The organism is Streptomyces sp. NPDC029674, from assembly GCF_044903205.1.
GTDB lineage: Bacteria > Actinomycetota > Actinomycetes > Streptomycetales > Streptomycetaceae > Streptomyces.
In genome coordinates this window covers 85,542-109,953 of sequence record NZ_JBJDPY010000007.1, presented here as the reverse complement: position 1 = coordinate 109,953, position 24,412 = coordinate 85,542, and the positions used below count along the sequence as shown (strand labels likewise).

Genomic DNA, 24,412 nt, shown 5'->3' with positions numbered 1-24,412 from the left:
CGCCCCGGTTGTCAGTGCTGGGTCGTACGGTTGATTCCATGCGGCCCGTATCCAAGATCGAACGCACGGTGGCACCTTTCGAGGTCGTCAGTCCGTACCAGCCCAGCGGTGACCAGCCGGCGGCCATCGCCGAGCTGGAACGACGCATTCGCGCAGGTGAGAAGGATGTCGTCCTCCTCGGCGCGACCGGCACCGGCAAGTCGGCCACCACCGCGTGGATGATCGAGAAGCTCCAGCGCCCCACCCTCGTCATGGCGCCGAACAAGACGCTGGCCGCCCAGCTGGCGAACGAGTTCCGCGAGCTGCTGCCGAACAACGCGGTGGAGTACTTCGTCTCGTACTACGACTACTACCAGCCCGAGGCGTACGTCCCGCAGTCGGACACCTACATCGAAAAGGACTCCTCGATCAACGAGGAGGTCGAGCGCCTGCGCCACTCCGCGACGAACTCGCTCCTCACCCGCCGCGACGTCGTCGTGGTCGCCTCCGTCTCCTGCATCTACGGCCTCGGCACACCGCAGGAGTACGTGGACCGCATGGTCCCGCTCAAGGTCGGCGACGAGATCGACCGCGACCAGCTCCTGCGCCGCTTCGTCGACATCCAGTACACGCGCAACGACCTGGCGTTCACCCGCGGCACCTTCCGCGTCCGCGGCGACACCATCGAGATCTTCCCGGTCTACGAAGAGCTGGCCGTCCGCATCGAGATGTTCGGCGACGAGATCGAGGCGCTCTCCACCCTGCACCCGCTCACCGGCGAGGTCATCAGCGACGACGAACACCTGTACGTCTTCCCGGCATCCCACTACGTAGCGGGACCCGAGCGCCTGGAGAAGGCGGTCAACGGCATCGAGAAGGAGCTCACCGAGCGCCTCGCCGAGCTGGAGAAGCAGGGCAAGATGCTGGAGGCCCAGCGCCTGCGCATGCGCACCACGTACGACCTGGAGATGCTCCGCCAGATCGGCTCCTGCTCCGGTGTCGAGAACTACTCGATGCACTTCGACGACCGCGCCCCCGGCACCGCCCCCAACACCCTCCTCGACTACTTCCCGGACGACTTCCTCCTCGTCCTGGACGAGTCGCACGTCACGGTCCCGCAGATCGGCGCGATGTACGAGGGCGACGCCTCCCGCAAGCGCACCCTCGTCGACCACGGCTTCCGGCTGCCCTCCGCACTCGACAACCGGCCGCTGAAGTGGGAGGAGTTCCTCGGCCGCATCGGCCAGACGGTCTACCTCTCGGCCACCCCGGGGAAGTACGAGCTCTCGCGCGGCGACGGCTTCGTCGAGCAGATCATCCGCCCCACCGGCCTCGTCGACCCCGAGGTCGTCGTCAAGCCCACCGAGGGCCAGATCGACGACCTGGTGCACGAGATCCGGCTGCGCACCGAGAAGGACGAGCGCGTCCTGGTCACCACGCTCACCAAGAAGATGGCCGAGGACCTCACCGACTACTTCCTGGAGCTGGGCATCCAGGTCCGCTACCTCCACAGCGACGTCGACACGCTGCGCCGCGTCGAGCTCCTGCGCGAGCTGCGCGCCGGTGAGTACGACGTCCTGGTCGGCATCAACCTCCTCCGTGAGGGCCTCGACCTGCCCGAGGTCTCCCTGGTGGCGATCCTCGACGCCGACAAGGAGGGCTTCCTGCGCTCCGGGACCTCCCTGATCCAGACCATCGGCCGCGCCGCGCGCAACGTCTCCGGCCAGGTCCACATGTACGCCGACAAGATCACCCCGGCCATGGAGAAGGCCATCGACGAGACCAACCGTCGCCGGGAGAAGCAGATCGCGTACAACACGGAGAGGGGCATCGACCCGCAGCCCCTCCGCAAGAAGATCAACGACATCGTGTCGGCGATCGCGCGCGAGGAGGTCGACACCGAACAGCTCCTCGGCTCCGACTACCGCAAGCCGAAGGCAGGCAAGGGCGCCAAGGCCCCGGTGCCCTCGCTCGGCGGCGAGGCGGCCGCACCCGCCAAGGCGAAGGCCAAGGGCAAGAAGGGCGCGGAGACGGTCCCGACCAACCGCCCCGCGGCCGAACTGGCCGAGCAGATCGAGGAGATGACCCAGCGCATGCGCGCGGCCGCCGCCGACCTGCAGTTCGAGATCGCCGCCCGGCTGCGCGACGAGGTGTCCGAGATGAAGAAGGAACTGCGTCAGATGAAGGAGGCGGGACAGGCCTAGAGACCCGCACGGGGGACGCGGGACGCCGTACTGGCCGGTCTGTTGCAAGACCGCCACAAAGTGCGGCCCGCCGTGCTGCTCCGCAGGTCGCACTGCATAGGGTGCTGGGCAACCGCAAGCGGCGGTTGCCCAGGCAGTTCGAGAGGGGACAGCGCGTGACGGTCAACATGACCAAGGGTCAGGCCATCAGCCTGCAGAAGGACGACGGGGGCGCCCTGTCCGCGGTGCGCATGGGGCTCGGGTGGCAGGCGGCCCCGCGCCGCGGCCTGTTCGGCTCGCGCACCCGTGAGGTCGACCTGGACGCCTCGGCGGTGCTGTTCGCGGACAAGCAGCCGGTGGACGTCGTGTTCTTCCGCCACCTCGTCAGCGACGACGGCTCGGTGCGGCACACCGGCGACAACCTCGTGGGCGGCGTCGGCCAGGGCGGGGACGACGAGGCGATCCTCGTCGACCTCCAGCGGGTCCCCGTCCACATCGACCAGATCGTCTTCACGGTGAACTCCTTCACCGGCCAGACCTTCCAGGAGGTGCAGAACGCGTTCTGCCGTCTGGTCGACGAGACCAACGGCCAGGAGCTCGCCCGCTACACCCTCGACGGCGGCGGCCAGTACACCGCGCAGATCATGGCGAAGGTCCACCGCGCGGGCGCGGGCTGGCAGATGACGGCCATCGGCAACCCCGCCAACGGCCGCACCTTCCAGGACCTGATGCCGTCGATCCTGCCGCATCTGTAAGCGCCATCCGTATGTGAGCACCATCCGTACGTACGAGGGGGAACGAACGCGATGACGGCCGAGCTGGTGCGGGGGCAGAACCACCCGCTTCCCGGGTCCCGCCTGGAGATCCGAGTATCGGCCGGCCGGCCGGTCGTGGCGGGCGCCACGCTCGGCGACGAGCAGGGCAGGGTCCGCGGCGTGGAGTGGGTGGCCCACCCGGGCTCGCCCACCCTGCCGGGCCTGGAGGTGTCCAAGCAGGCGGCGGCCGACCACCGCCTCGCCGTGGACCTCGACGCCCTGCCGGACACCGTCCACCGGGTCAGCGTCCTGCTGGCGCTGCCCGTCGGCGCCGGGTCCCCGGGCAGCTTCCGCGCTCTCGCGGCCCCCTTCGTGGCGGTCACCGCGCTCGACGGCACGGAGATCGCCAGCTACACCATCACCGACCTGGACGCCGAGTCCGCCGTCGTCGCCCTGGAGCTCTACCGACGCCAGGGCGCCTGGAAGGTCCGCGCCGTCGGCCAGGGGTACGCGGGGGGCCTCGCCGAGATGCTCACCGACCAGGGCCTGCCCCAGGCCCGCGAACTGGCGGCGTCGATCGACGCCGCCGTGGCGAGCGGCCTGGCCCGCTCGGTGGCGGTGCCTCCGCCGCGGCCCACCGATGACACCCGGGTGCGTACAGGGGCCCAGGGCCGGGCCGCCACGGACGCGGCCTCCGGGGTTCAGGGCCAAGCCCAAGCCGCCTCGGACGGGGTTTCCGGGTCCCAGGGCCGGGCCGCCACGGACGGGGGTTCCGGGTTGCAGGGCCAAGCCGCCCCGGACCCCGGGTCCCAGGGCCGGACCCCCGCGTCCCAGGACCGGCCCGCCCCCGCGCAGGGACAGCCCCCCCCCCCCCCCCCCCCCCCCCCCCCCCCCCCCGGGGGGCCCCCCCCCCCCCCCCCCCCCCCCCGGGGGGGGCGGCCGCCCCCCGCGCCTCCGTCGCCGCCGCCCGCCGTGCCGGCGGCGCAGGCCGGGCAGCCCGCTCAGCCCGTCGCCGGTGACGCCACCGGCTGGTCCCTGGAGGAGCGGCTCTACAACCAGGTGTGGGGCATGTTCGAGGACCTGGCCCGCACCACCGCGGCGTACCGCAGCGCCGTCGACTTCGCCGACTCCCGCATGGAGCAGGAGCTCGACAAGGTCCTCTCCGATCCGCGCAGCCGCATCGGCGGCCCGGGCGGCATCGGTGACGCCGCCCGGGAGACCGCCCGCGCCAGGCACGCCGACCTCGTCGGCCAGGCCAGGGCCGCCCTCGACCGCGACCTCGCCCAGCTCGCGGCCGAGGCCGACGTCGTCGAGCCCGCCCTGCCCCCGGCGTACGCGGCGTGGAGCAGCCCCGTCTGGCACGCCTACCGCGCCCCCATGGAGATCCCGATGGCGCTGCGCCTCGGCGATCTGCACCTGCCCGAGCGCGTCGACCTGCGCATCCCGCTGCTCGTCCGGCTGCCCCTGGAGCGGGGCATGTGGATCGACAGCGGCAAGGCCCTCACCAACCACGCCACCGACTCCGCCCAGCTGCGGCGGCTGGCCGTCGACACCGCGGTCGCGCACGCGGCCCGGCTGCTCGCGGCCTATCCGGCGAACGAGTTCCAGGTGCACGTCATCGACGCGGCGGGCGCCGCCGCGTCCGCGTTCGCGCCGCTCGTGACGGCCGGTGTGCTCGCCGGGCCCCCGGCGGCCGGGGCGGCGGGCGTCTCCGAGGTCCTCGCGCGGCTCACCCAGCGCGTCGACCTGGTGCAGATGGCGGTCCGCGGCGGCGCCGCCGACGCGCTGCCCCCGGACGTGGACACCGCCGAGCAGCTCCTGATCGTCAACGACTTCCCGCACGGTTTCGACGACCGTGCCGTGACCCGGCTGCGCTACCTCGCGGACGAGGGTCCGGCCGTCGGCGTGCACCTCATGATGGTCGCCGACCGGGAGGACGCCGCCGAGTACGGCCCGCTGCTCGACCCCCTGTGGCGTGCGCTGCTGCGGCTGACGCCGGTGCCGGACGACCACCTCGCCGACCCGTGGGTCGGTCACGCGTGGACGTACGACCCGCCGCTCGTCCCGCACGGCAGCCAGATCCTGCGGCGGCTCCTCGAGCAGGTCGCCACGGCCCGTCGCAACGGTGGGCGTTGACGGCAAAGCGACTTTTGTGCCCCACTGACCAGGCATTTTGGTTCCTGTTTGCCATCTCCTTTACCAACCCTTGGTGTTTCGCGTACTCTTCTACCAGCGGAGGGGAGTACTCCCGGCTGCGACGTACCCGTCAATACGGACCGCCATCGGTCCCGGGGCGTCGGCCCGATCCATGGCGATGACGCCTCGGGTGGAAGAGACCTCCGGCAGCGACGACGCTGATCAGTAGCCGTACGAAGCCGGAGGCGCAGTGGACGTTTCAATGACCATGTGGGTGACGACCGTTCTCGGTCTGTGTGCCCTCATCGCGGTCGACTTCTTCATCGGGCGCAAGCCCCATGACGTGTCGATCAAGGAAGCCGGAATCTGGACGGTCGTCTGGATCGTCCTCGCGGCGCTCTTCGGCCTCGGCCTGCTGATCGCGGGCGAGAGCCAGGCGTCCGGCGAGTTCTTCGCGGGCTTCATCACCGAGAAGTCGCTCTCCGTCGACAACCTCTTCGTCTTCATCCTGATCATGGCGAAGTTCTCGGTGCCGAGCCATCTCCAGCAGCGCGTGCTGCTGTTCGGTGTGCTGATAGCGCTGGTCCTGCGAGCGATCTTCATCGCCGCCGGCGCCGCGGTCATCGCCAACTTCTCGTGGGTCTTCTACATCTTCGGCGCGTTCCTGATCTACACCGCCTGGAAGCTCATCCAGGAGGCGCGTGCCGACGACGAGGAAGAGGACTGGGAGGAGAACCGCCTCCTGAAGTCCATCGAGAAGAAGTTCGGCGTCTCGGACCGGTACGAGGGCACGAAGCTGTTCATCAAGAAGAACGGCAAGAAGATCATGACGCCCCTCATGGTCGTCATGCTCGCCATCGGCACCACCGACGTGCTCTTCGCGATGGACTCCATCCCCGCGATCTTCGGCCTCACCCAGGACCCGTACATCGTCTTCACGGCCAACGCCTTCGCGCTGATGGGTCTGCGGCAGCTGTACTTCCTGATCGGCGGCCTGCTCAGGAAGCTGGTCCACCTCAGCTACGGCCTGTCGGTGATCCTCGGCTTCATCGGCGTGAAGCTCGTCCTGCACGCCCTGCACGAGAACGGCGTGCATGTCCCCGAGATCTCCATCCCGGTCTCGCTCGGCGTCATCTGCGGCGTCCTGGTGATCACGACGATCACCAGCCTCATCGCCTCCAAGAAGCAGGAGCGGCAGGCGGCGGCCGAGTCCGCGGACGACGCCCGGAAGGACAGCATCGAGGCCTGATCAAGGTCTGATGGTCGGTCCTCCCGCCCGGCACCGGGCGGGAGGCACCGAGTAGCGGCACCCAGGCGCCCGGGGCAGCATCGAGTCATGGTCACTCGGCTCCGGGCGCTCGGCATGCAGTGGACGGCCGTGGTGCCGGTCCTCGCGATCGTTCTCCTCGCCCTCACCTGGGGGCGGGACCTGCCCGGCGTCCTCGTCGCCGTGGTGACGCTGGTCCTCGCCGGGGCGGTGCTCGCCGCCGTCCACCACGCCGAGGTGATCGCGCACCGCGTCGGCGAACCCTTCGGCTCCCTCGTCCTCGCAGTCGCGGTGACGATCATCGAGGTGGCGCTCATCGTCACCCTCATGGCCGACGGCGGCGACAAAAGCTCCACACTCGCCCGCGACACCGTCTTCGCCGCCGTGATGATCACCTGCAACGGCATCGTCGGGCTCTGCCTCCTGGTCGGCGCGCTGCGCCACCGCACCGCCGTCTTCAACCCCGAGGGCACCGGCGCCGCCCTCGCGACCGTCGCCACCCTGGCCACGCTCTGCCTGGTCCTGCCGACGTTCACCACCACCAAGCAGGGCCCGGAGTTCTCCACGGCCCAGCTCACCTTCGCCGCGATCGCCTCGCTCGTCCTCTACGGCATCTTCGTCACCACCCAGACCGTGCGGCACCGCGAGTACTTCCTGCCCCTCACCGAGCAGGGCGAGGTCATCGACAGCGACGGCCACGGCAAAGGCCCCTCCTCGCGGGCGGCGCTGCTGAGCCTGGTGCTGCTCGCGCTGGCGCTGATCGGCGTGGTCGGCCTGGCCAAGGGCGTCTCGCCGACGATCGAGTCCGCCGTGGAGAGCGCCGGTATGCCGCACGCCGTCGTCGGCGTGATCATCGCGCTGCTCGTGCTGCTTCCGGAGACCATCGCGGCCGTGCGCGCCACCCGCCGCGACCGCGTCCAGACCAGCCTCAACCTTGCCCTCGGCTCGGCCATGGCCAGCATCGGGCTGACCATCCCGGCCGTGGCCGTCGCCTCCGTGTGGCTGTCGGGTCCGCTCGTGCTTGGGCTGAGCTCGACCCACATGGTGCTGCTCGCGCTCACCGTGATCGTCGGCACGCTCACGGTCGTGCCGGGCCGCGCCACGCCACTGCAGGGCGGCGTCCATCTCGTACTGTTCGCGGCGTTCCTGGAGCTCGCGGTCACCCCGTAGCGGTCGCCGGCTCGGCCTTCACGACCGGCCGGGTCTCCGGGAGCAGCGCGAAACAGCCGAGACTGAGCAGCGCGATGCCCGTCAGATACGCGGCCACACCCCACGGCTTCCCGTCCCCCTGCGCCGCCGCGGTCGCCACGATCGGGGTGAGCGCGCCGCCGAGCACCCCGGCGAGGTTGTAGCCGACCGCGGCGCCCGTGCAGCGCACCCGCGGCTCGTACAGCTCCGGCAGATACGCGCCGATCACCGCGAACATCGCGAGGAAGGCGAGCATCGCCACCAGGAACCCGGTGAACATCAGCAGCGGCTCCCCGGTCGAGAGCAGCGCAACCATCGGGAACATCCACAGGGCCGACGCGGCGCACCCGAGCAGGCACAGCGGCCGCCGCCCGTACCGGTCGCCGAGCATCGCGACCACCGGCGTCAGGGCGCCCTTCACGAGGACCGCCGCCATGATGCAGGCCAGCATGACCGTACGGCTGACGCCCAGCCGCTCCACGCCGTACGAGAGGGACCAGGTCGTGACGGCGTAGAAGACCGCGTACCCGACGGCGAGCGCGCCCGCCGTCAGGAGCAGCAGCCGCCAGTGTCCGCGCACCACTTCGGCGAGCGGCACGCGCGCGTGCTCGCGCAGGCGCAGGAAGTCCGGGCTCTCCGCGAGCGAGGAGCGCAGCGCGAGTCCCGCCGCCACGAGCAGCCCCGCCGCCCAGAACGGCACGCGCCACCCCCAGGCCGCGAACTGCGCGTCGGTGAGCGTCGCCGACAGCGCGAGCATGACGCCGTTGGCCAGCAGGAACCCGACCGCCGGGCCGACCTGCGGGAAGCTCGCCCACAGGCCGCGCCGCTCGGGCGGCGCGTGCTCCGCGGTCAGCAGCACGGCCCCGCCCCACTCGCCGCCGAGCCCGAGCCCTTGCACGAACCGCAGCACGAGGAGCAGCAGGGGAGCGGCGGCCCCGATCGACTCGTACGTGGGTACGCAGCCGACGGCGACCGTGGCGACTCCGGTGAGCAGCAGCGACACGATGAGCACCGGACGGCGGCCGTGCCGGTCGCCGATGTGCCCGAAGAGAACCGACCCGAGGGGGCGCGCGACGAACCCCACCCCGAAGGTGGCGAAGGCGGCGAGCGTGCCGGCGAGCGGGGAGAAGGTCGGGAAGAACAGCGGCCCCAGGACCAGGGCGGCGGCCGTCCCGTAGATGAAGAAGTCGTAGAACTCGATGGCGGTCCCGGCGAGCGAGGCGGCGGCGAGCCGGGGCAGTGACGGTGGAGCGGTTCGGTGCATGATGCGTCAACTACCCACAGTGACTACTGGTAACGCATGGCGACTGCCTCGTCTTGGGCGGGGACGCTACGGAGAGTGCCTCCACGAGGGGGCTGCTTCCGCGCGCGGGAGGCGTGATAGACCTCCCTCATGACGCGCAGCCTCGCCACCGCCCCGATCATGATCCTGAACGGCCCGAACCTGAACCTCCTGGGCCTCCGCCAGCCCGAGATCTACGGCACGGACACCCTCGCCGACGTCGAGGCGCTGTGTGCCAAGACGGCGGCCGCGCACGGCGGGACCGTGGATCTGCGACAGAGCAACCACGAGGGCGAGTTGGTCGACTGGATCCAGGAGGCGCGCGAGCACCACGTGGGCATCGTCATCAACCCCGCGGCCTACTCCCACACGTCCATCGCGATCCTGGACGCGCTCAACACCTGTGACACGTTGCCGGTGGTGGAGGTGCACATCTCCAACGTCCACCAGCGCGAGGTGTTCCGGCACCACAGCTACGTCTCGCAGCGCGCCGACGGTGTCATCGCGGGGTGCGGTGTGCAGGGGTACGCGTTCGCGGTGGAGCGGGTGGCGGCGCTGGTCGCCGCCCGCGCCTGACGCGTACGCGCACCCCTCGGTTCACCAGCCCCGCGCGCGCCACTCGGCGAGGTGCGGCCGCTCGGCGCCGAGCGTCGTGTCGCCGCCGTGGCCGGGATAGACCCACGTCTCGTCCGAGAGCGTCCCGAAGATCTTCGTCTCGACGTCGTCGATGAGGCTCGCGAAGGCCTTCGGGTCCTTCCACGTGTTGCCGACGCCGCCCGGGAAGAGGCAGTCGCCGGTGAACACGTGCGCGTGGCCGTGCGGGTCGTCGTAGACGAGGGCGATCGAGCCCGGGGTGTGGCCCACCAGGTGGCGCGCGGTCAGCGTGACGCGGCCGACCGTGACCGTGTCGCCGTCGTCGACCAGGACGTCGGTCGGGACGGGGATGCCCGCGGCGTCCTCGCGGCCCGCGTACGTCCGCGCGCGGGTCGCCGCGACGACGGCGGCGAGGGCCTGCCAGTGGTCGCCGTGCTGATGCGTGGTGACGACGGACGCGATGCCGTCGTCACCGATCAGCGTCAGCAGTGTCTCGGCGTCGTTCGCCGCGTCGATCAGCAGCTGCTCGCCGGTGGCCCGGCAGCGCAGCAGGTAGGCGTTGTTGTCCATCGGCCCGACCGCGACCTTCGAAATCATCAGGTCCGGCAGCTCGTGCACATCCGCGGGCCCGCCGACCTTCACCGCTCCGCTGTACGTCATGTGCGTCAGCCTATAGCGGGGGCAGGGCGGGCAGGAGGCCGCCTTCGGCCGTCAGTGCGGAGCCGTCGCGGCGGCCGGCGAGCCAGCCGACCAGGTCGGGCGCGGACCCGGAGACGGTGACTTCGGGGTCGCCCCGGCGGCCCGTGCTCCAGGTGTGCGTGCCGTTCGTGATCCAGGTGGGCGGGACGTCGGGGTTCCCCGAGAAACGAGCCGTCAGGAATGTGATCTCCCGCTGCACGAATTCCTCCGGCAGGTCCTCCAGCTCGTAGCCGATGCCGAGGTCGACGTGGTGCAGCTCGACCTCCACCCACCGCCGGAACGGCACCCGCGACGCGGAGTCGGTGACTCCGTTGCGCATCGTGATCGTGCGCGACCAGTCGGCGGGGACGGCGGCCTGCGCCTCGAAGCGGCCCGCGCTCTCCCGTACGTCGTCGAGCTGGGTGCTCAGCGGCCGCGGGGCGTCGCGCGCGATGTCCGCGTCCCGCGCCTCCGCGCTGACGTACATCGGGCGGCCGGCCAGCACGTTCACCAGGGCGTCCGCGTTCCGTGCGAGGTGGGCCAGGACGTGACCGCGGGTCCAGTCGGGGAGCCGCGACGGCTCGGCGGTCGAATCGTCGTTCAATTTCGCGGCTGCGCTGAGCAGCCGTTCGGTCGCGTCACGTACAGACGCCAGGTCGCGCACATGATCAATCATGCGGTCGACGATAGCTGCGCCACACGTTCGGGTGAAGGGCTCCGAAGCCGACCGGAATTCGAATGCGCGTGCTATATGGTCGGGAGAGGCATCGGGCATTCTTGAAGGTCCGGGTTTGTTGTGTACGTGGAACCAGGGAAGCAGCCCGGCGTTGTCAGTGGCTCGCCCTAGTCTGTGAACGACCGGGGTTCTGCCCCTGTCACCACTCTCAAGAAAGGTGCGGACCGGCGTGGCCGACCGTCTCATCGTCCGTGGCGCGCGCGAGCACAATCTCAAGAACGTCTCGCTCGACCTCCCGCGTGACTCCCTCATCGTCTTCACCGGACTCTCCGGGTCGGGCAAGTCCTCGCTCGCGTTCGACACGATCTTCGCCGAGGGCCAGCGGCGGTACGTCGAGTCGCTCTCCTCGTACGCCCGGCAGTTCCTCGGCCAGATGGACAAGCCCGACGTCGACTTCATCGAGGGCCTCTCCCCGGCGGTCTCCATCGACCAGAAGTCGACCTCGCGCAACCCGCGCTCGACGGTCGGCACGATCACCGAGGTCTACGACTACCTGCGCCTGCTCTTCGCGCGCATCGGCAAGCCGCACTGTCCCGAGTGCGGCCGCCCCATCTCCCGCCAGTCGCCGCAGGCCATCGTCGACAAGGTCCTTGAGCTGCCCGAGGGCAGCCGCTTCCAGGTCCTGTCGCCGCTGGTGCGCGAGCGCAAGGGCGAGTTCGTCGACCTCTTCGCCGACCTCCAGACGAAGGGGTACTCCCGCGCGCGGGTCGACGGGCAGACCATCCAGCTCTCCGAGCCGCCCACGCTGAAGAAGCAGGAGAAGCACACCATCGAGGTGGTCGTCGACCGCCTCACGGTGAAGGACTCCGCCAAGCGCCGCCTGACCGACTCCGTCGAGACGGCCCTCGGCCTCTCCGGCGGCATGGTCGTGCTCGACTTCGTCGACCTCCCCGAGGACGACCCCGAGCGCGAGCGGATGTACTCGGAGCACCTCTACTGCCCGTACGACGACCTGTCCTTCGAGGAGCTCGAGCCCCGCTCCTTCTCCTTCAACTCGCCCTTCGGCGCCTGCCCGGACTGCACCGGCATCGGCACGCGCATGGAGGTCGACCCCGAGCTGATCGTCCCCGACGAGGACAAGTCGCTCGACGAGGGCGCCATCCACCCCTGGTCGCACGGCCACACCAAGGAATACTTCGGCCGGCTCGTCGGCGCCCTCTCCGACGCCCTCGGCTTCGCCACCGACATGCCCTGGGCGGGCCTCCCGCAGCGCGCCAAGAAGGCCCTCCTTTACGGCCACAAGACGCAGATCGAGGTCCGCTACCGGAACCGGTACGGCCGCGAGCGGGTCTACACCACCGCCTTCGAAGGCGCCGTCCCCTTCGTCAAGCGCCGGCACAGCGAGGCCGAGAGCGACGCCAGCCGCGAGCGCTTCGAGGGGTACATGCGCGAGGTGCCCTGCCCCACCTGTGAGGGCACCCGCCTCAAGCCGATCGTCCTGGCCGTCACGGTCATGGGGAAGTCGATCGCCGAGGTCTCCGCGATGTCCATCAGCGACTGCGCGGACTTCCTCGCCGAGCTGAGGCTGGGCGCCCGCGACAAGAAGATCGCCGAGCGGGTCCTCAAGGAGGTCAACGAGCGGCTGCGCTTCCTGGTCGACGTCGGCCTGGACTACCTCTCGCTGAACCGTGCCGCGGGCACCCTCTCCGGAGGCGAGGCCCAGCGCATCCGCCTGGCCACCCAGATCGGCTCCGGCCTGGTGGGTGTCCTCTACGTACTGGACGAGCCGTCCATCGGCCTCCACCAGCGCGACAACCACCGCCTGATCGAGACCCTCGTCCGCCTGCGCGACATGGGCAACACGCTCATCGTCGTCGAGCACGACGAGGACACCATCAAGGTCGCCGACTGGGTCGTCGACATCGGCCCCGGCGCGGGCGAGCACGGCGGCAAGGTCGTGCACAGCGGCTCCATGAAGGAGCTCCTCGCCAACGACAAGTCGATCACCGGCCAGTACCTGTCGGGCAAGAAGGCCATCCCGGTGCCGGACGTGCGCCGCCCGGCCGACCCGTCCCGGCAGCTGACGGTGCACGGCGCTCGGGAGAACAACCTCCAGGACATCGACGTCTCCTTCCCGCTCGGCGTCCTCACGGCGGTCACCGGCGTCTCAGGCTCCGGCAAGTCGACGCTGGTCAACGACATCCTCTACACCCACCTCGCCCGCGAGCTGAACGGCGCAAGGACCGTCCCCGGCCGCCACACGCGCGTGGAGGGCGACGACCTCGTCGACAAGGTCGTCCACGTCGACCAGTCGCCGATCGGCCGCACCCCGCGGTCGAACCCGGCGACGTACACCGGAGTCTTCGACCACGTCCGCAAGCTCTTCGCCGAGACCATGGAGGCGAAGGTGCGGGGCTACCTCCCCGGGCGCTTCTCCTTCAACGTCAAGGGCGGCCGCTGCGAGAACTGCTCCGGTGACGGCACCATCAAGATCGAGATGAACTTCCTGCCGGACGTGTACGTCCCGTGCGAGGTCTGCCACGGAGCGCGGTACAACCGCGAGACGCTGGACGTCCACTACAAGGGCAAGTCCATCGCCGAGGTCCTCGACATGCCCATCGAGGAGGCGCTCGACTTCTTCGAGGCCGTGCCCGCCATCGCCCGCCACCTGCGCACGCTCAACGACGTGGGTCTCGGGTACGTCAGGCTGGGGCAGTCCGCTCCCACGCTCTCCGGAGGCGAGGCCCAGCGCGTGAAGCTGGCCTCCGAACTCCAGAAGCGCTCGACGGGACGGACCGTCTACGTGCTCGACGAGCCGACCACCGGTCTGCACTTCGAGGACATCAGCAAGCTGATCACGGTCCTCTCGGGCCTGGTCGACAAGGGCAACACGGTCATCGTCATCGAGCACAACCTCGACGTGATCAAGACCGCGGACTGGGTCGTCGACATGGGCCCCGAGGGGGGCAACGGCGGCGGTCTCGTCGTCGCCGAGGGCACCCCCGAGGAGGTCGCGGGAGTCCCGGCCAGCCACACCGGCAAGTTCCTGCGGGACATCATCTCGGCGGACCGGATCAGCGACGCGATGCCCTCGCAGGGACGCAGAGCCGGCAAGAAGGCCCCCGCCAAGAAGACCGCCGTCAAGAAGACCGCGGCCGCGAGCGCCACGGCCACGAGGAAGACGGCCACGGTCAAGACGGACACCGCCGCGAAGAAGGCGGCCGCTCCGAAGAAGGCGGCCACGGCCAAGAAGACCGCCGCCAAGAAGACGGTCGCCAAGAAGACGGCGCGGGCCCGCAAGGCCTGACCGCAATCGCCGGGACCGGCACGCCCCGACCGAAGCGCCCCGCCCCCACCAGGGGGCGGGGCGCTGCCGTGCCACCGCATCCCCGCACAGCGACGACCGGCGGCCCGAACACATCTTGTCGGGCGCCGCATTCCCGTGGTCGGCTTGCCTCATGCCCGTACGCAGCGAACGCGCAGGCCCCGTCACCACCATCGTGCTGTCCCGCCCCGCCGCGCGGAACGCCGTCGACGGCCCCACCGCCCGCGCCCTCGCCGATGCCTTCCGCGCCTTCGACGCCGACGAGGACGCCTCCGTCGCCGTGCTGTGGGGCGAGGGCGGCACGTTCTGCGCCGGCGCGGACCTCAAGGCCATCGGCACCCCCGACGGCAACGAGGTGTCCGAGGACGGTGACGGCCCCATGGGCCCCACCCGGATGATCCTGTCCAAGCCGGTGATCGCGGCGATCTCCGGTCACGCCGTCGCGGGAGGCCTCGAACTCGCCCTCTGGTGCGACCTGCGCGTCGCCGAGGAGGACGCCGTCCTCGGGGTGTTCTGCCGCCGCTGGGGTGTCCCGCTCATCGACGGGGGGACGGTGCGGCTGCCCCGCCTGATCGGGGAGGGCCGCGCCCTGGACCTCATCCTGACCGGCCGCCCCGTCGGCGCCGCGGAGGCGCTCGGCATGGGTCTGGTCAACCGGACCGTCCCCGTCGGCACCGCGCGCACCGCCGCCGAGCGCCTCGCCGCCGAGATCGCCGCGTTCCCGCAGACCTGCCTGCGGCGCGACCGGCTCTCCCTGCTCGAGCAGAGCGGGCTGCCCGAACGGGAGGCGATGGCGGGCGAGTTGCGCCACGGCCTGCACTCCCTGGCCGGGGCCGCCGAGGGAGCGGCGCGCTTCGCCGCGGGCGCGGGACGGCACGGGGTGTTCACCGACCGGCGGGGGAACTCCACGAGACCGGGCCCGACGGCGGACGTCAGGCCAGTTCCGCCGCGTACGGCGGCTCCGCCCCCGCCCGCGAGCAGGTGACGGCCGCCGCGCGCGCCGCGAACCGCAGAACGTCGGTCCAGGCCTCGGCGCCGAGACCGGCCAGCGCCTGCGGCGACAGCGCGTCCCGTACCGAAAGCCCGTGCAGCAGCGCCGCGTTGACGGTGTCGCCCGCGCCGATCGTGTCCACCACGTCGACCGTCTCGCCCGGCACGCGCAGCTCGGCACCGTCCCGCGTGTACAGCGACAGGCCGTCCCCGCCACGGGTGACGACCACGGCGGCGGGCCCCGAGGCCAGCCACTCGTGCGGGGTGCCGCCGAGCCAGTCGGCGTCCTCCTGCGACAGCTTGAGCAGCGCGACCGAGGGCAGCCAGCTGTTGAACCGCGCCCGGTAGGCGTCCGCGTCGGGGATCAGACCGGCCCGTACGTTGGGGTCCAGGGCGGTGAAGACGCCGCGCGCCGCCGCCCGGCGCAGCAGCTCCTCGTACGCGCTCGCGCCCGGCTCCAGGACGAGTGAGCAGGTGCCGAACGACATGGCCCGTACGCCGTCGGGGAGCCGGTCGGGCGCCTCGAAGAGCCGGTCGGCCGTGCCCTCGACGTAGAAGGAGTACCCGGCCGAGCCGTCCGCGCCGATCGAGGTGACGGCGAGCGACGTCGGTTCCGGGCCGCGCTGCACGGGCAGTCCGTCGGCGGCGACGTCGACACCGGCCGCCCGCAGACCGTCGAGCAGCGCCTCGCCGAACGCGTCCCGCGAGACGCGCGAGCAGAAGGCGACGGGCGAGCCGAGCCGGCCGAGCGCCACGGCGGTGTTGTACGGGCCGCCGCCGAGGCGCGGCGCGAGCGCGGGCAGCCCCGCCCCGCCGCTGTCCGTCCCCTGCGGTACGAGGTCGATCAGGGCCTCTCCTGCGACGACAATCACGGATGGTTCCTCTCGGGCGCTGGCTGGGCGTCTCGTCCGCTCAGGCTAGGCGGTGCGCGGGGAGGCGGAGGGAAGCGGGCGGCACTCGGGCAGGCCCGTGCCCGACACGGTCGCGGCGCGGTGCACCGGTATCGTCTGATCCGTCACCGATGACGCCCCTGACCTGTGGAGACACCATGTCCGGCACGCCCCCCGCCCGCCGCACCGTGCTGCGGGCCGCCGCTCTCGCCCCGGCCGTCGGACTCGGGCTGACCGCCTGCTCGTCCGGCGAGGGCTCGAACCGGTCGGCGCCCACCGCGCCGGTGGACCTCGGGAAGTCCGACGACGTGAAGGTGGGCGCCTCGAAGCTGTACACGGACCAGAACGTCGTGGTCAGCCGCATCTCCGACGGTGAGTACAAGGCGTACAGCACGATCTGCACCCACGCGCGCTGCCCGATCAAGAAGCTGGAGGGGCACAAGCTGATCTGCCAGTGCCACGGCAGCCAGTTCGACGCCACGAACGGCAAAGTGCTGAAGGAACCGGCCGTCGAGCCGCTCGTCGAACTGCCGGTGAAGGTGGAGAACGGCAAGCTCGTCGCGGGCCCGGAGAAGAAGGCCTAGGGCGACCGGCTCACTACTCCCAGTCCCAGGCGATCCCCAGGATCCCCGCCCGCACCTGCGGCTCGACCACGTGCACCGAGCGGTGGTTGCCGCTCAGCGTCAGCTCCTGGCGGCCGCCGCGCGGGGCCGCGGCGGAGTGCTGGGTGAAGCGGTGGCAGCGCACGGGCAGCGCGGCCTCGTCGTAGCGGATCTGCAGCGCGTACTGGCCGCCCGCGTAGGTGAAGCCGCGCAGGTACTCGGTGGCCGTCCCCGCGGTGCCGTCCTCGAAGCCGTAGCCGAACAGATGCGTGTCGCCGGCGCGCAGCCGCGCGTCGAAGAGCAGCTCGGCGACCAGCACCCCCGTCTCCTGATGCCACCGCACGCGCCCCGTGCGGCAGTTCTCCAGGGCGCGCACGCGCACGAGGTCGGGAGCGCACCCGGGGTCGCCGTGGTGAATGGCCACATAGCGGTCCACGCCGTCCCGGTGGGCGCGCACGATGTGCTGCGACTCGCGGCCGACCAGCTCGCGGTCCGCGCCGATCCGCACCCGCTCGTGGTGGCCGATGGTGTGCAGCCCGCCGTCGACCGGCGAACCGAGCTCGGCCAGGAGCGAGCGCAGCACGTCGGAGGCCTCCACCAGGGAGCGGTACGAGCGGGCGGCGGGCCGGGTGCGGTCGGCGCGCTCGGCCGGCCGGACCAGCAGCCGGATCAGTGACTCCTCCGGGAGCTGGAGGATCTCCTCCAGGGCGCGCACGGCGCGCAGCGACTCGGCGCGCTGCGGCCGCCGGGCGCCCTGCTGCCAGTAACTCAGACTGGTCACGCCGACGTTGACGCCGTGCCGGACCAGGTGGTGGCGTATGCGCTGCAGGGGCAGCCGCCGTACGGCGATCGCGGTGCGCAGCGCGAGGTGGAACGGGCCGGTGCGCAGGGCGGCCGCCAGCTCGGTCGGCTCCATCGCCTCCATCGGCTCCGCGGGCTCGTCGGCCGCCGTCCGTGCCGCGTCCGTGGGTGCGCCTTGTGCGAACCGGGTGCCGTGCCGCATGAGGGCCCCAATCTGTGAACGTTCACTTCAGCCGCCCGGCGTTCGCGCCGGTCGGAGCGGGCCCGCCAGGTCGGCGTACGACGTCCGTTCACATCCGTACGCCGCCGTTCACGGCCCAAGTAATTCCGCATTGAAGCGTGTTGACCTGCACCCGACAACACTTGATGCTCAATCGCAGCGTCCGGACGCGCTCCTCCAACCCCACATCCCGCTCGGGAGGAACGCGATGCGCCCATCGATCAGCAGGAGCAGCGGCACAGGCAGACGCAGACGTCTCTGCGCGCTCGCCGTCGTCGCCGCGGCGCTCCTGACCGCCCCCACGGCCACGGCCGCGGCGGCCCCCGCCCCCGTCACCTCCGCCGCGACCGCCGCCGACCCCTCCGTACTCGCCGCCAAGCGGCTGAACATCACCATGCAGGCACAGCAGAAGACCAACTGGTGCTGGGCCGCGGGCGGCAACACCATCGCGACCTTCATGGGCCGCAACTACAGCCAGAACCAGTTCTGCAACGCCGCCTTCGGGCGCAGCCAGAACACCGAGTGCCCCAACAACCAGGCCACGCTCGGCAACGTGCAGAGCGGCCTGCGCTGGGCGGGCATCAACCCCGGCTCGTACGTCACCGGCTGGCTGCGGTACGCGACCGTGCAGACCGAGATCAACGCGAACCGCCCGGTCGAGACCCGCATCCAGTGGTCCAACGGCGGCGGCCACATGCACGTCATCTACGGCTACGACGACGCGAGCAGCTGGGTCTACTGGGGCGACCCGTGGCCCTCCAGCGACCGCTACAACTGGGCCTCGCACGCCTGGTACGTCGACAACGACACCTTCTCCTGGACCCACTCGCTGTACCGGATCGGGGCGTGAGAGCGATGACCCGTCACCTTCCCCGCCACCTGGTCAGGGCCGCGCTCGCGGGCACGGCCGCCACCCTGCTCCTCGGCCTCGCGGCCCCCGAGGCCTCCGCCGGCCCCGACCCGGCGGCCCCCTCCGCCGCGGCCCGCGACGCGGCGCACCGGGCTGCCGCGGCGCCGAAGACCCTCGACACGCTCTCCCGCTTCTTCTCACGGGAAGGGGCGGTCACCAAGGCCGCGGCCGCCCCGCGGGTCGAGGGCCGGGCCGTGCCCGTGTACTACCTCTCCGCTGACTTCGTCGCGGGCAAGAAGGACGCGCCGATCGCCCGCATGGAGTTCCTCGCCAGCAAGGCGGTCTCCTCCGACGGCCAGGAAGCGTCCCTCTGGACCGTGCGGCGGGGCGGCTCATGGCAGGTCGTGAACATCGCCACCGGGGATGAGGAGACCCACTACGCGCGCGTGGGCGCGGAGAAGGCCCCCGGAGGCACCGTCTTCCACGAACCGCAGATCAACGCCTGGTACGTCAGGGACGACCGGGACGGCGACCACGCGCGCGTGCTGCCCCTCGACAAGGACGCGGTGCGTGCCGTGGGCGCCGGGGGGACCACGGTCGCCGCCTACCGCGAGCGCGTCCAGCGGGCGTACGGCGACAAGCTGCCCGGCTCCGCGTACGAGAAGTCGGGCAAGGCGGGCGGCTACGACACGGGGAAGCCCGCGCAGGCCCCCGCCGAGGCCCCCGCGCAAGCCTCCGGTCAGGACGACGGCCCGGTTACCGTCACCTCCTCGATAGCCGGCGCGGGCGCCCTGCTCGCCCTCGGCCTCTCCGGAGCGGCGCTCGTCCGGCGCCGCGCCGCCCGGCAGGAGGGCTGACCCTCAGGAGCGGCGGCCGGGCCCGCCGGCCGCCGCTCCGCACCGGTGGGCCCGGACGGCCACCCGCGCTGTCAGCCCCCGCCAGTAGGCTGTCCGACATGGCCGACCCTTCCAGCTACCGCCCCAAGCCGGGACAGATCCCCGACGCCCCGGGGGTCTACAAATTCCGCGACGAGCACCGCAGGGTGATCTACGTCGGGAAGGCCAAGAGCCTGCGTCAGCGCCTGGCCAACTACTTCCAGGACCTGGCCGGACTCCACCCGCGCACCCGCTCCATGGTGACGACGGCCGCCTCCGTCGAGTGGACCGTCGTCAACAACGAGGTCGAGGCGCTCCAGCTGGAGTACTCCTGGATCAAGGAGTTCGACCCCCGGTTCAACGTCAAGTACCGCGACGACAAGAGCTATCCGTACCTCGCGGTGACGATGAACGAGCAGTTCCCGCGCGTGCAGGTGATGCGCGGCGCAAAGAAGAAGGGCGTGCGCTACTTCGGTCCGTACGGCCACGCGTGGGCGATCCGCGACACCGTCGACCTGCTCCTGCGCGCCTTCCCGGTGCGTACGTGCTCCGCGGGTGTCTTCAAGAACGCCACCCGCACCGGCCGCCCCTGCCTCCTCGGCTACATCGGCAAGTGCTCGGCGCCCTGTGTGGAGCGCGTCACACCCGAGGTCCACCGCGAACTGGCCGAGGACTTCTGCGACTTCATGGCGGGCCGCACGGGCACGTACATCCGCCGTCTGGAACGGCAGATGGCGGACGCCGCCGAGGAGATGGAGTACGAGCGGGCGGCGCGCCTGCGCGACGACATCGACGCCCTGAAGAAGGCGATGGAGAAGAGCGCCGTCGTCCTCGCCGACGCCACGGACGCCGACCTCATCGCTCTCGCCGAGGACGAGCTCGAAGCCGCCGTGCAGATCTTCCACGTCCGCGGCGGCCGGGTCCGCGGACAGCGCGGCTGGGTCACCGACAAGGTCGAGGCCGTCACCAGCGGCGACCTCGTCGAGCACGCGCTCCAGCAGCTGTACGGGGAGGAGAGCGGCGACGCCGTGCCCAAGGAGGTGCTCGTCCCCGCGCTGCCCGACCCCATAGAGCCGGTCCAGGAGTGGCTGACGGAGCGCCGCGGGGCGAACGTCTCGCTGCGCATCCCGCAGCGCGGCGACAAGAAGGCCCTCATGGAGACCGTCGCGCGGAACGCGCAGCAGTCCCTCGTCCTGCACAAGACCAAGCGCGCCTCCGACCTCACCACGCGCTCGCGCGCCCTGGAGGAGATCGCCGCCGCCCTGGAGCTGGACAGCGCCCCCCTGCGCGTCGAGTGCTACGACATCTCGCACCTCCAGGGCGACGACGTGGTGGCGTCGATGGTGGTCTTCGAGGACGGCCTCGCGCGCAAGAGCGAGTACCGGCGCTTCCAGATCAAGGGCTTCGAGGGCCAGGACGACGTCCGCTCCATGCACGAGGTGATCACCCGCCGCTTCAAGCGGTACCTCGCCGAGAAGGAGAGGACGGGAGAGTGGGTGGACGAGGAGACCGGCGAGATCGCCGACCTCGGTCCGACCGAGGAGGACGGCCGCCCCAAGCGGTTCGCGTACCCTCCGCAGCTCGTCGTCGTGGACGGCGGCCAGCCGCAGGTCGCGGCCGCCAAGAGGGCCCTCGACGAGCTCGGCATCGACGACATCGCGGTCTGCGGCCTCGCCAAGCGCCTGGAGGAGGTCTGGGTCCCCGACGAGGACGACCCGGTGATCCTGCCGCGCACCAGCGAGGGTCTTTACCTCCTCCAGCGGGTACGTGACGAAGCCCACCGCTTCGCCATCACCTACCAGCGCAACAAGCGGTCCAAGCGCTTCCGGGCGGGCCCGCTGGACGCCGTGCCGGGCCTCGGTGACGCGCGCAAGCAGACGCTGATCAAGCACTTCGGTTCGGTGAAGAGGCTCCGATCCGCGACAATCGACCAGATCTGCGAGGTCCCGGGCGTGGGCCGCAAAACGGCCGAGGCCGTCCTCGCGGCCCTCGCCGGAGCGGTGCCCGCCGGCCCCGCCGTGAACACGGCGACCGGAGAGATCATGGAAGAGGAGGAGCCCGTGACCGCGGGCACCTCGGAGGAACGACGGGGGCAGGAGACATGAGCGAGCACGACGAAGGTGAAGAGCAAGTGAGTGCGAGCACGCCCATCGAGACGCCCGCGGTCCCCGACGCCGCGATCCCCGAGCTGGTGATCATCTCCGGGATGTCCGGCGCCGGACGCAGCACGGCGGCCAAGTGCCTGGAGGACCTCGGCTGGTTCGTGGTCGACAACCTGCCGCCCGCGCTGATCCCCACCATGGTGGAGCTCGGCGCCCGCTCGCAGGGCAACGTCGCCCGGATCGCGGTCGTCGTCGACGTCCGCGGCAGGCGCTTCTTCGACAACCTCCGCGAGTCCCTCGCCGAGCTGGAGTCGAAGAACGTCACCCGGCGCATCGTCTTCCTGGAGTCCTCCGACGAGGCCCTGGTCCGCCGCTTCGAGTCGGTCCGCCGCCCGCACCCGCTGCAGGGCGACGGCCGCATCGTCGACGGCATCGCGGCCGAGCGCGACCTCCTGCGCGAGCTGCGCGGCGACGCCGACCTGGTCATCGACACCTCCAGCCTGAACGTGCACGAGCTGCGCGCCAAGATGGACGCCTCCTTCGCGGGCGAGGAGGAGCCCGAGCTGCGGGCCACCGTCATGTCCTTCGGCTTCAAGTACGGCCTGCCGGTCGACGCCGACCTCGTCGTGGACATGCGCTTCCTGCCCAACCCGCACTGGGTCCCCGAGCTGCGCCAGTACACCGGCCAGAACGAGGAGGTCGCGGCGTACGTCTTCAACCAGCCCGGCGCCAAGGAGTTCCTCGACCGGTACGCCGAACTGCTCCAGCTCATCGCCGCGGGCTACCGCCGCGAGGGCAAGCGGTACGTCACGATCGCGGTCGGCTGCACCGGCGGCAAGCACCGCTCCGTCGCCATGTCGGAGAAGCTCGCGGCGCGCCTGGCGTCCGAGGGCGTGGAGACCGTCATCGTCCACCGGGACATGGGGCGCGAGTGAAGCCGACCCGCCGGACCGTCCGCCTGAGCCGACTGGGCCGCAAGCGGGGCACCCAGCCGAAGGTGGTCGCGCTCGGCGGGGGCATGGGCCTGTCCGCCTCGCTCGCCGCGCTGCGCCGCATCACCGGGGCCGGAGACCTCACCGCCGTCGTCACGGTCGCCGACGACGGCGGCTCCAGCGGCCGCCTGCGCGACGAGCTCGGTGTGCTGCCACCCGGTGACCTGCGCAAGGCCCTCGCGGCGCTGTGCGGCGACGACGACTGGGGCCAGACCTGGTCCCGCGTCATCCAGCACCGCTTCCAGTCCAAGGGCGACCTGCACGAGCACGCGGTCGGCAATCTGCTGATCGTCGCCCTGTGGGAGCAGCTCGGCGACCACGTGCAGGCCCTGGACCTGGTCGGCCGGCTGCTCGGCGCGCAGGGCCGGGTGCTGCCCATGTCGGCCGTGCCGCTGGAGCTCCAGGCCCTGGTCAAGGGCCACGACCCGGACCGGCCGGACGACGTGGACACGGTGCGGGGGCAGGCCACCGTCGCGCTCACGCCCGGCGAGGTCCAGTCCGTGCACGTCGTCCCGCACGACCCGCCGGCCGTCCCCGAGGCGGTCGCCGCCGTCCTCGACGCGGACTGGGTGGTGCTCGGTCCGGGCTCCTGGTTCTCCTCGGTGATCCCGCACCTCCTGGTGCCGGAACTGCTCGACGCGCTGACCGGGACGAAGGCCCGGAAGGTCCTCTCGCTCAACCTCGCGCCGCAACCGGGAGAAACCGAAGGGTTCTCTCCGCAGCGTCATTTGGAGGTTTTGGCCCGACACGCCCCTAAACTCGCCCTGGACGTGGTGCTGGCCGACGACGCCGCCGTGCCCGACCGTGAGTCGCTCACCGATGCCGCCAAGCGGCTCGGCGCCACGGTCGAGCTGGCGCCGGTGGCCCGGCCCGACGGGACTCCGAGGCACGACCCGGAGCTGCTGGCAGCCGCGTACGACCGTATTTTTCGGATGCATGGAAGGATCGGCCCATGGCGATGACGGCAGCGGTGAAGGACGAGATCTCCCGGCTCCCCGTCACCCGGACCTGCTGCAGAAAAGCAGAGGTCTCGGCGATCCTGCGGTTCGCGGGCGGCCTTCACCTGGTGAGCGGCCGCATCGTGATCGAGGCGGAGCTGGACACCGCGATGGCCGCCCGGCGGCTCAAGCGGGACATTCTGGAGATCTTCGGGCACAGCTCGGAGCTGATCGTGATGGCCCCCGGCGGCCTGCGGCGCGGCTCGCGTTACGTCGTCCGGGTGGTCGCGGGCGGCGATCAGCTGGCCCGCCAGACGGGCCTCGTGGACGGCCGTGGCCGGCCGATCCGGGGCCTGCCGCCGCAGGTGGTCTCGGGGGCCACCTGCGACGCCGAGGCGGCCTGGCGCGGCGCGTTCCTCGCCCACGGCTCGCTCACCGAGCCGGGCCGCTCCTCCTCCCTGGAGGTGACCTGCCCGGGCCCGGAGGCCGCGCTCGCGCTGGTCGGCGCCGCCCGCAGGCTGCAGATCGCCAGCAAGGCCCGCGAGGTGCGGGGCGTGGACCGCGTCGTCGTGCGCGACGGTGACGCGATCGGCGCGCTGCTCACCCGCCTCGGGGCGCACGAGTCGGTGCTCGCCTGGGAGGAGCGGCGGATGCGGCGCGAGGTGCGCGCCACCGCCAACCGCCTGGCCAACTTCGACGACGCGAACCTGCGCCGCTCGGCCCGCGCGGCCGTCGCCGCGGGCGCCCGGGTGCAGCGCGCCCTGGAGATCCTCGCCGACGAGGTGCCTGAGCACCTCGCGGCCGCCGGCCGGCTGCGCATGGAGCACAAGCAGGCGTCGCTGGAGGAGCTGGGCGCGCTCGCCGACCCGCCGCTGACCAAGGACGCCGTCGCCGGCCGCATCCGGCGGCTGCTCGCCATGGCCGACAAGCGGGCCCAGGACCTGGGCATCCCGGGCACGGAGTCCAGCCTCACCGAGGAGATCGCGGACAACATGCTCGCCGAGAACATGGCGGTCTGACCCCGCCCCGTACGTCTCCCGCGTGTCCTGAGCCGCTGGCGCCCCACCGGGCACCAGCGGCTTTCGCATG

General features: G+C 71.5%; 20 protein-coding genes. 15 read left to right on the top strand and 5 right to left on the bottom strand.

Annotation, left to right across the window (positions count from 1 at the left end; all coding sequences use genetic code 11):
- Positions 1–38 precede the first annotated feature (38 nt).
- From uvrB to ACI2L3_RS18460, 5 genes are all read left to right on the top strand, one after another.
- Complete coding sequence (uvrB, locus tag ACI2L3_RS18480; RefSeq protein WP_404753405.1) at positions 39–2,183, top strand: excinuclease ABC subunit UvrB; 2,145 nt, start codon at positions 39–41, stop codon at positions 2,181–2,183.
- Positions 2,184–2,338: 155 nt separating this feature from the next.
- A complete protein-coding gene (locus ACI2L3_RS18475; RefSeq protein WP_398307474.1) occupies positions 2,339–2,917 on the top strand; it encodes a TerD family protein in 579 nt (192 codons plus the stop codon).
- Between the two features lie 51 nt (positions 2,918–2,968).
- A complete protein-coding gene (locus ACI2L3_RS18470) occupies positions 2,969–5,053 on the top strand; it encodes a TerD family protein (protein WP_404753404.1) in 2,085 nt (694 codons plus the stop codon).
- A gap of 250 nt (positions 5,054–5,303) precedes the next feature.
- Positions 5,304–6,302: a TerC family protein gene (locus tag ACI2L3_RS18465; protein ID WP_404753403.1), complete on the top strand. Its 999-nt coding sequence runs from the start codon at positions 5,304–5,306 to the stop codon at positions 6,300–6,302.
- Positions 6,303–6,389: 87 nt separating this feature from the next.
- Positions 6,390–7,490, top strand: coding sequence for a calcium:proton antiporter (locus ACI2L3_RS18460; protein WP_404753402.1), 1,101 nt, complete (start codon positions 6,390–6,392; stop codon positions 7,488–7,490).
- Here ACI2L3_RS18460 and ACI2L3_RS18455 read toward each other — a convergent pair.
- A complete protein-coding gene (locus ACI2L3_RS18455) occupies positions 7,480–8,748 on the bottom strand; it encodes an MFS transporter (RefSeq protein ID WP_404753683.1) in 1,269 nt (422 codons plus the stop codon). The two genes, ACI2L3_RS18460 and ACI2L3_RS18455, sit on opposite strands and share 11 nt — an antisense overlap.
- A gap of 153 nt (positions 8,749–8,901) precedes the next feature.
- Here ACI2L3_RS18455 and aroQ point away from each other — a divergent pair, with 153 nt between their 5' ends.
- On the top strand, positions 8,902–9,366 hold the full coding sequence (gene aroQ, locus ACI2L3_RS18450) for a type II 3-dehydroquinate dehydratase (RefSeq protein WP_404753401.1): 465 nt from the start codon (positions 8,902–8,904) through the stop codon (positions 9,364–9,366).
- A 21-nt stretch (positions 9,367–9,387) separates the two neighbouring features.
- Here aroQ and ACI2L3_RS18445 read toward each other — a convergent pair whose 3' ends face one another.
- Complete coding sequence (locus tag ACI2L3_RS18445; protein ID WP_404753400.1) at positions 9,388–10,044, bottom strand: MBL fold metallo-hydrolase; 657 nt, start codon at positions 10,042–10,044, stop codon at positions 9,388–9,390.
- Between the two features lie 10 nt (positions 10,045–10,054).
- Positions 10,055–10,738 carry a maleylpyruvate isomerase family mycothiol-dependent enzyme gene (locus ACI2L3_RS18440; RefSeq protein WP_404753399.1) on the bottom strand — a complete coding sequence of 228 codons (684 nt, stop codon included), beginning with the start codon at positions 10,736–10,738 and terminating at the stop codon, positions 10,055–10,057.
- Between the two features lie 229 nt (positions 10,739–10,967).
- Between ACI2L3_RS18440 and uvrA the strand changes: the two genes are divergently transcribed.
- Together uvrA and ACI2L3_RS18430 are read left to right on the top strand one after the other, a co-directional pair.
- On the top strand, positions 10,968–14,045 hold the full coding sequence (gene uvrA / locus ACI2L3_RS18435; RefSeq protein ID WP_404753398.1) for an excinuclease ABC subunit UvrA: 3,078 nt from the start codon (positions 10,968–10,970) through the stop codon (positions 14,043–14,045).
- A gap of 151 nt (positions 14,046–14,196) precedes the next feature.
- Positions 14,197–15,048 (top strand): crotonase/enoyl-CoA hydratase family protein, encoded by an 852-nt coding sequence (locus ACI2L3_RS18430; protein ID WP_404753397.1) that lies wholly within the window; start codon positions 14,197–14,199, stop codon positions 15,046–15,048.
- Here the strand turns inward: ACI2L3_RS18430 and ACI2L3_RS18425 are convergent.
- Positions 14,996–15,925, bottom strand: a complete 930-nt coding sequence (locus ACI2L3_RS18425) for a carbohydrate kinase (RefSeq protein ID WP_404753396.1) — start codon at positions 15,923–15,925, stop codon at positions 14,996–14,998. The two genes, ACI2L3_RS18430 and ACI2L3_RS18425, sit on opposite strands and share 53 nt — an antisense overlap.
- 176 nt (positions 15,926–16,101) lie before the next feature.
- Between ACI2L3_RS18425 and ACI2L3_RS18420 the strand changes: the two genes are divergently transcribed.
- Positions 16,102–16,527 (top strand): Rieske 2Fe-2S domain-containing protein, encoded by a 426-nt coding sequence (locus ACI2L3_RS18420; RefSeq protein WP_404753395.1) that lies wholly within the window; start codon positions 16,102–16,104, stop codon positions 16,525–16,527.
- A gap of 13 nt (positions 16,528–16,540) precedes the next feature.
- Here ACI2L3_RS18420 and ACI2L3_RS18415 read toward each other — a convergent pair whose 3' ends face one another.
- Positions 16,541–17,548 (bottom strand): hypothetical protein, encoded by a 1,008-nt coding sequence (locus tag ACI2L3_RS18415; protein ID WP_404753394.1) that lies wholly within the window; start codon positions 17,546–17,548, stop codon positions 16,541–16,543.
- A gap of 226 nt (positions 17,549–17,774) precedes the next feature.
- Here ACI2L3_RS18415 and ACI2L3_RS18410 point away from each other — a divergent pair, with 226 nt between their 5' ends.
- The 6 genes from ACI2L3_RS18410 (at position 17,775) to whiA (ending at position 24,342) form a co-directional block, all read left to right on the top strand.
- Positions 17,775–18,416: a papain-like cysteine protease family protein gene (locus tag ACI2L3_RS18410; RefSeq protein WP_404753393.1), complete on the top strand. Its 642-nt coding sequence runs from the start codon at positions 17,775–17,777 to the stop codon at positions 18,414–18,416.
- A 5-nt stretch (positions 18,417–18,421) separates the two neighbouring features.
- A complete protein-coding gene (locus ACI2L3_RS18405; RefSeq protein WP_404753392.1) occupies positions 18,422–19,273 on the top strand; it encodes a hypothetical protein in 852 nt (283 codons plus the stop codon).
- A gap of 98 nt (positions 19,274–19,371) precedes the next feature.
- Positions 19,372–21,396 (top strand): excinuclease ABC subunit UvrC, encoded by a 2,025-nt coding sequence (uvrC, locus tag ACI2L3_RS18400; protein ID WP_404753391.1) that lies wholly within the window; start codon positions 19,372–19,374, stop codon positions 21,394–21,396.
- Positions 21,393–22,328, top strand: a complete 936-nt coding sequence (gene rapZ, locus ACI2L3_RS18395) for an RNase adapter RapZ (protein ID WP_404753390.1) — start codon at positions 21,393–21,395, stop codon at positions 22,326–22,328. Before uvrC ends, rapZ begins: the two co-directional genes overlap by 4 nt.
- Complete coding sequence (gene yvcK, locus ACI2L3_RS18390) at positions 22,325–23,347, top strand: uridine diphosphate-N-acetylglucosamine-binding protein YvcK (RefSeq protein ID WP_404753389.1); 1,023 nt, start codon at positions 22,325–22,327, stop codon at positions 23,345–23,347. Before rapZ ends, yvcK begins: the two co-directional genes overlap by 4 nt.
- Entirely contained in the window at positions 23,338–24,342 is a 1,005-nt protein-coding gene (gene whiA / locus ACI2L3_RS18385; RefSeq protein ID WP_362995491.1) for a DNA-binding protein WhiA, read from the top strand. Before yvcK ends, whiA begins: the two co-directional genes overlap by 10 nt.
- The last annotated feature ends 70 nt before the right edge of the window (positions 24,343–24,412 follow it).

Coding starts and splice junctions, on each gene's coding strand:
- ACI2L3_RS18430 (WP_404753397.1), top strand. CDS start 14,197: ATGCCCGTACGCAGCGAACGCGCAGGCCCCGTCACCACCATCGTGCTG.
- ACI2L3_RS18415 (WP_404753394.1), bottom strand. CDS start 17,548: ATGCGGCACGGCACCCGGTTCGCACAAGGCGCACCCACGGACGCGGCA.
- whiA (WP_362995491.1), top strand. CDS start 23,338: ATGGCGATGACGGCAGCGGTGAAGGACGAGATCTCCCGGCTCCCCGTC.
- uvrB (WP_404753405.1), top strand. CDS start 39: ATGCGGCCCGTATCCAAGATCGAACGCACGGTGGCACCTTTCGAGGTC.
- ACI2L3_RS18460 (WP_404753402.1), top strand. CDS start 6,390: ATGGTCACTCGGCTCCGGGCGCTCGGCATGCAGTGGACGGCCGTGGTG.
- ACI2L3_RS18420 (WP_404753395.1), top strand. CDS start 16,102: ATGTCCGGCACGCCCCCCGCCCGCCGCACCGTGCTGCGGGCCGCCGCT.
- rapZ (WP_404753390.1), top strand. CDS start 21,393: ATGAGCGAGCACGACGAAGGTGAAGAGCAAGTGAGTGCGAGCACGCCC.
- ACI2L3_RS18445 (WP_404753400.1), bottom strand. CDS start 10,044: ATGACGTACAGCGGAGCGGTGAAGGTCGGCGGGCCCGCGGATGTGCAC.
- ACI2L3_RS18410 (WP_404753393.1), top strand. CDS start 17,775: ATGCGCCCATCGATCAGCAGGAGCAGCGGCACAGGCAGACGCAGACGT.
- ACI2L3_RS18405 (WP_404753392.1), top strand. CDS start 18,422: ATGACCCGTCACCTTCCCCGCCACCTGGTCAGGGCCGCGCTCGCGGGC.
- uvrC (WP_404753391.1), top strand. CDS start 19,372: ATGGCCGACCCTTCCAGCTACCGCCCCAAGCCGGGACAGATCCCCGAC.
- ACI2L3_RS18470 (WP_404753404.1), top strand. CDS start 2,969: ATGACGGCCGAGCTGGTGCGGGGGCAGAACCACCCGCTTCCCGGGTCC.
- ACI2L3_RS18440 (WP_404753399.1), bottom strand. CDS start 10,738: ATGATTGATCATGTGCGCGACCTGGCGTCTGTACGTGACGCGACCGAA.
- aroQ (WP_404753401.1), top strand. CDS start 8,902: ATGACGCGCAGCCTCGCCACCGCCCCGATCATGATCCTGAACGGCCCG.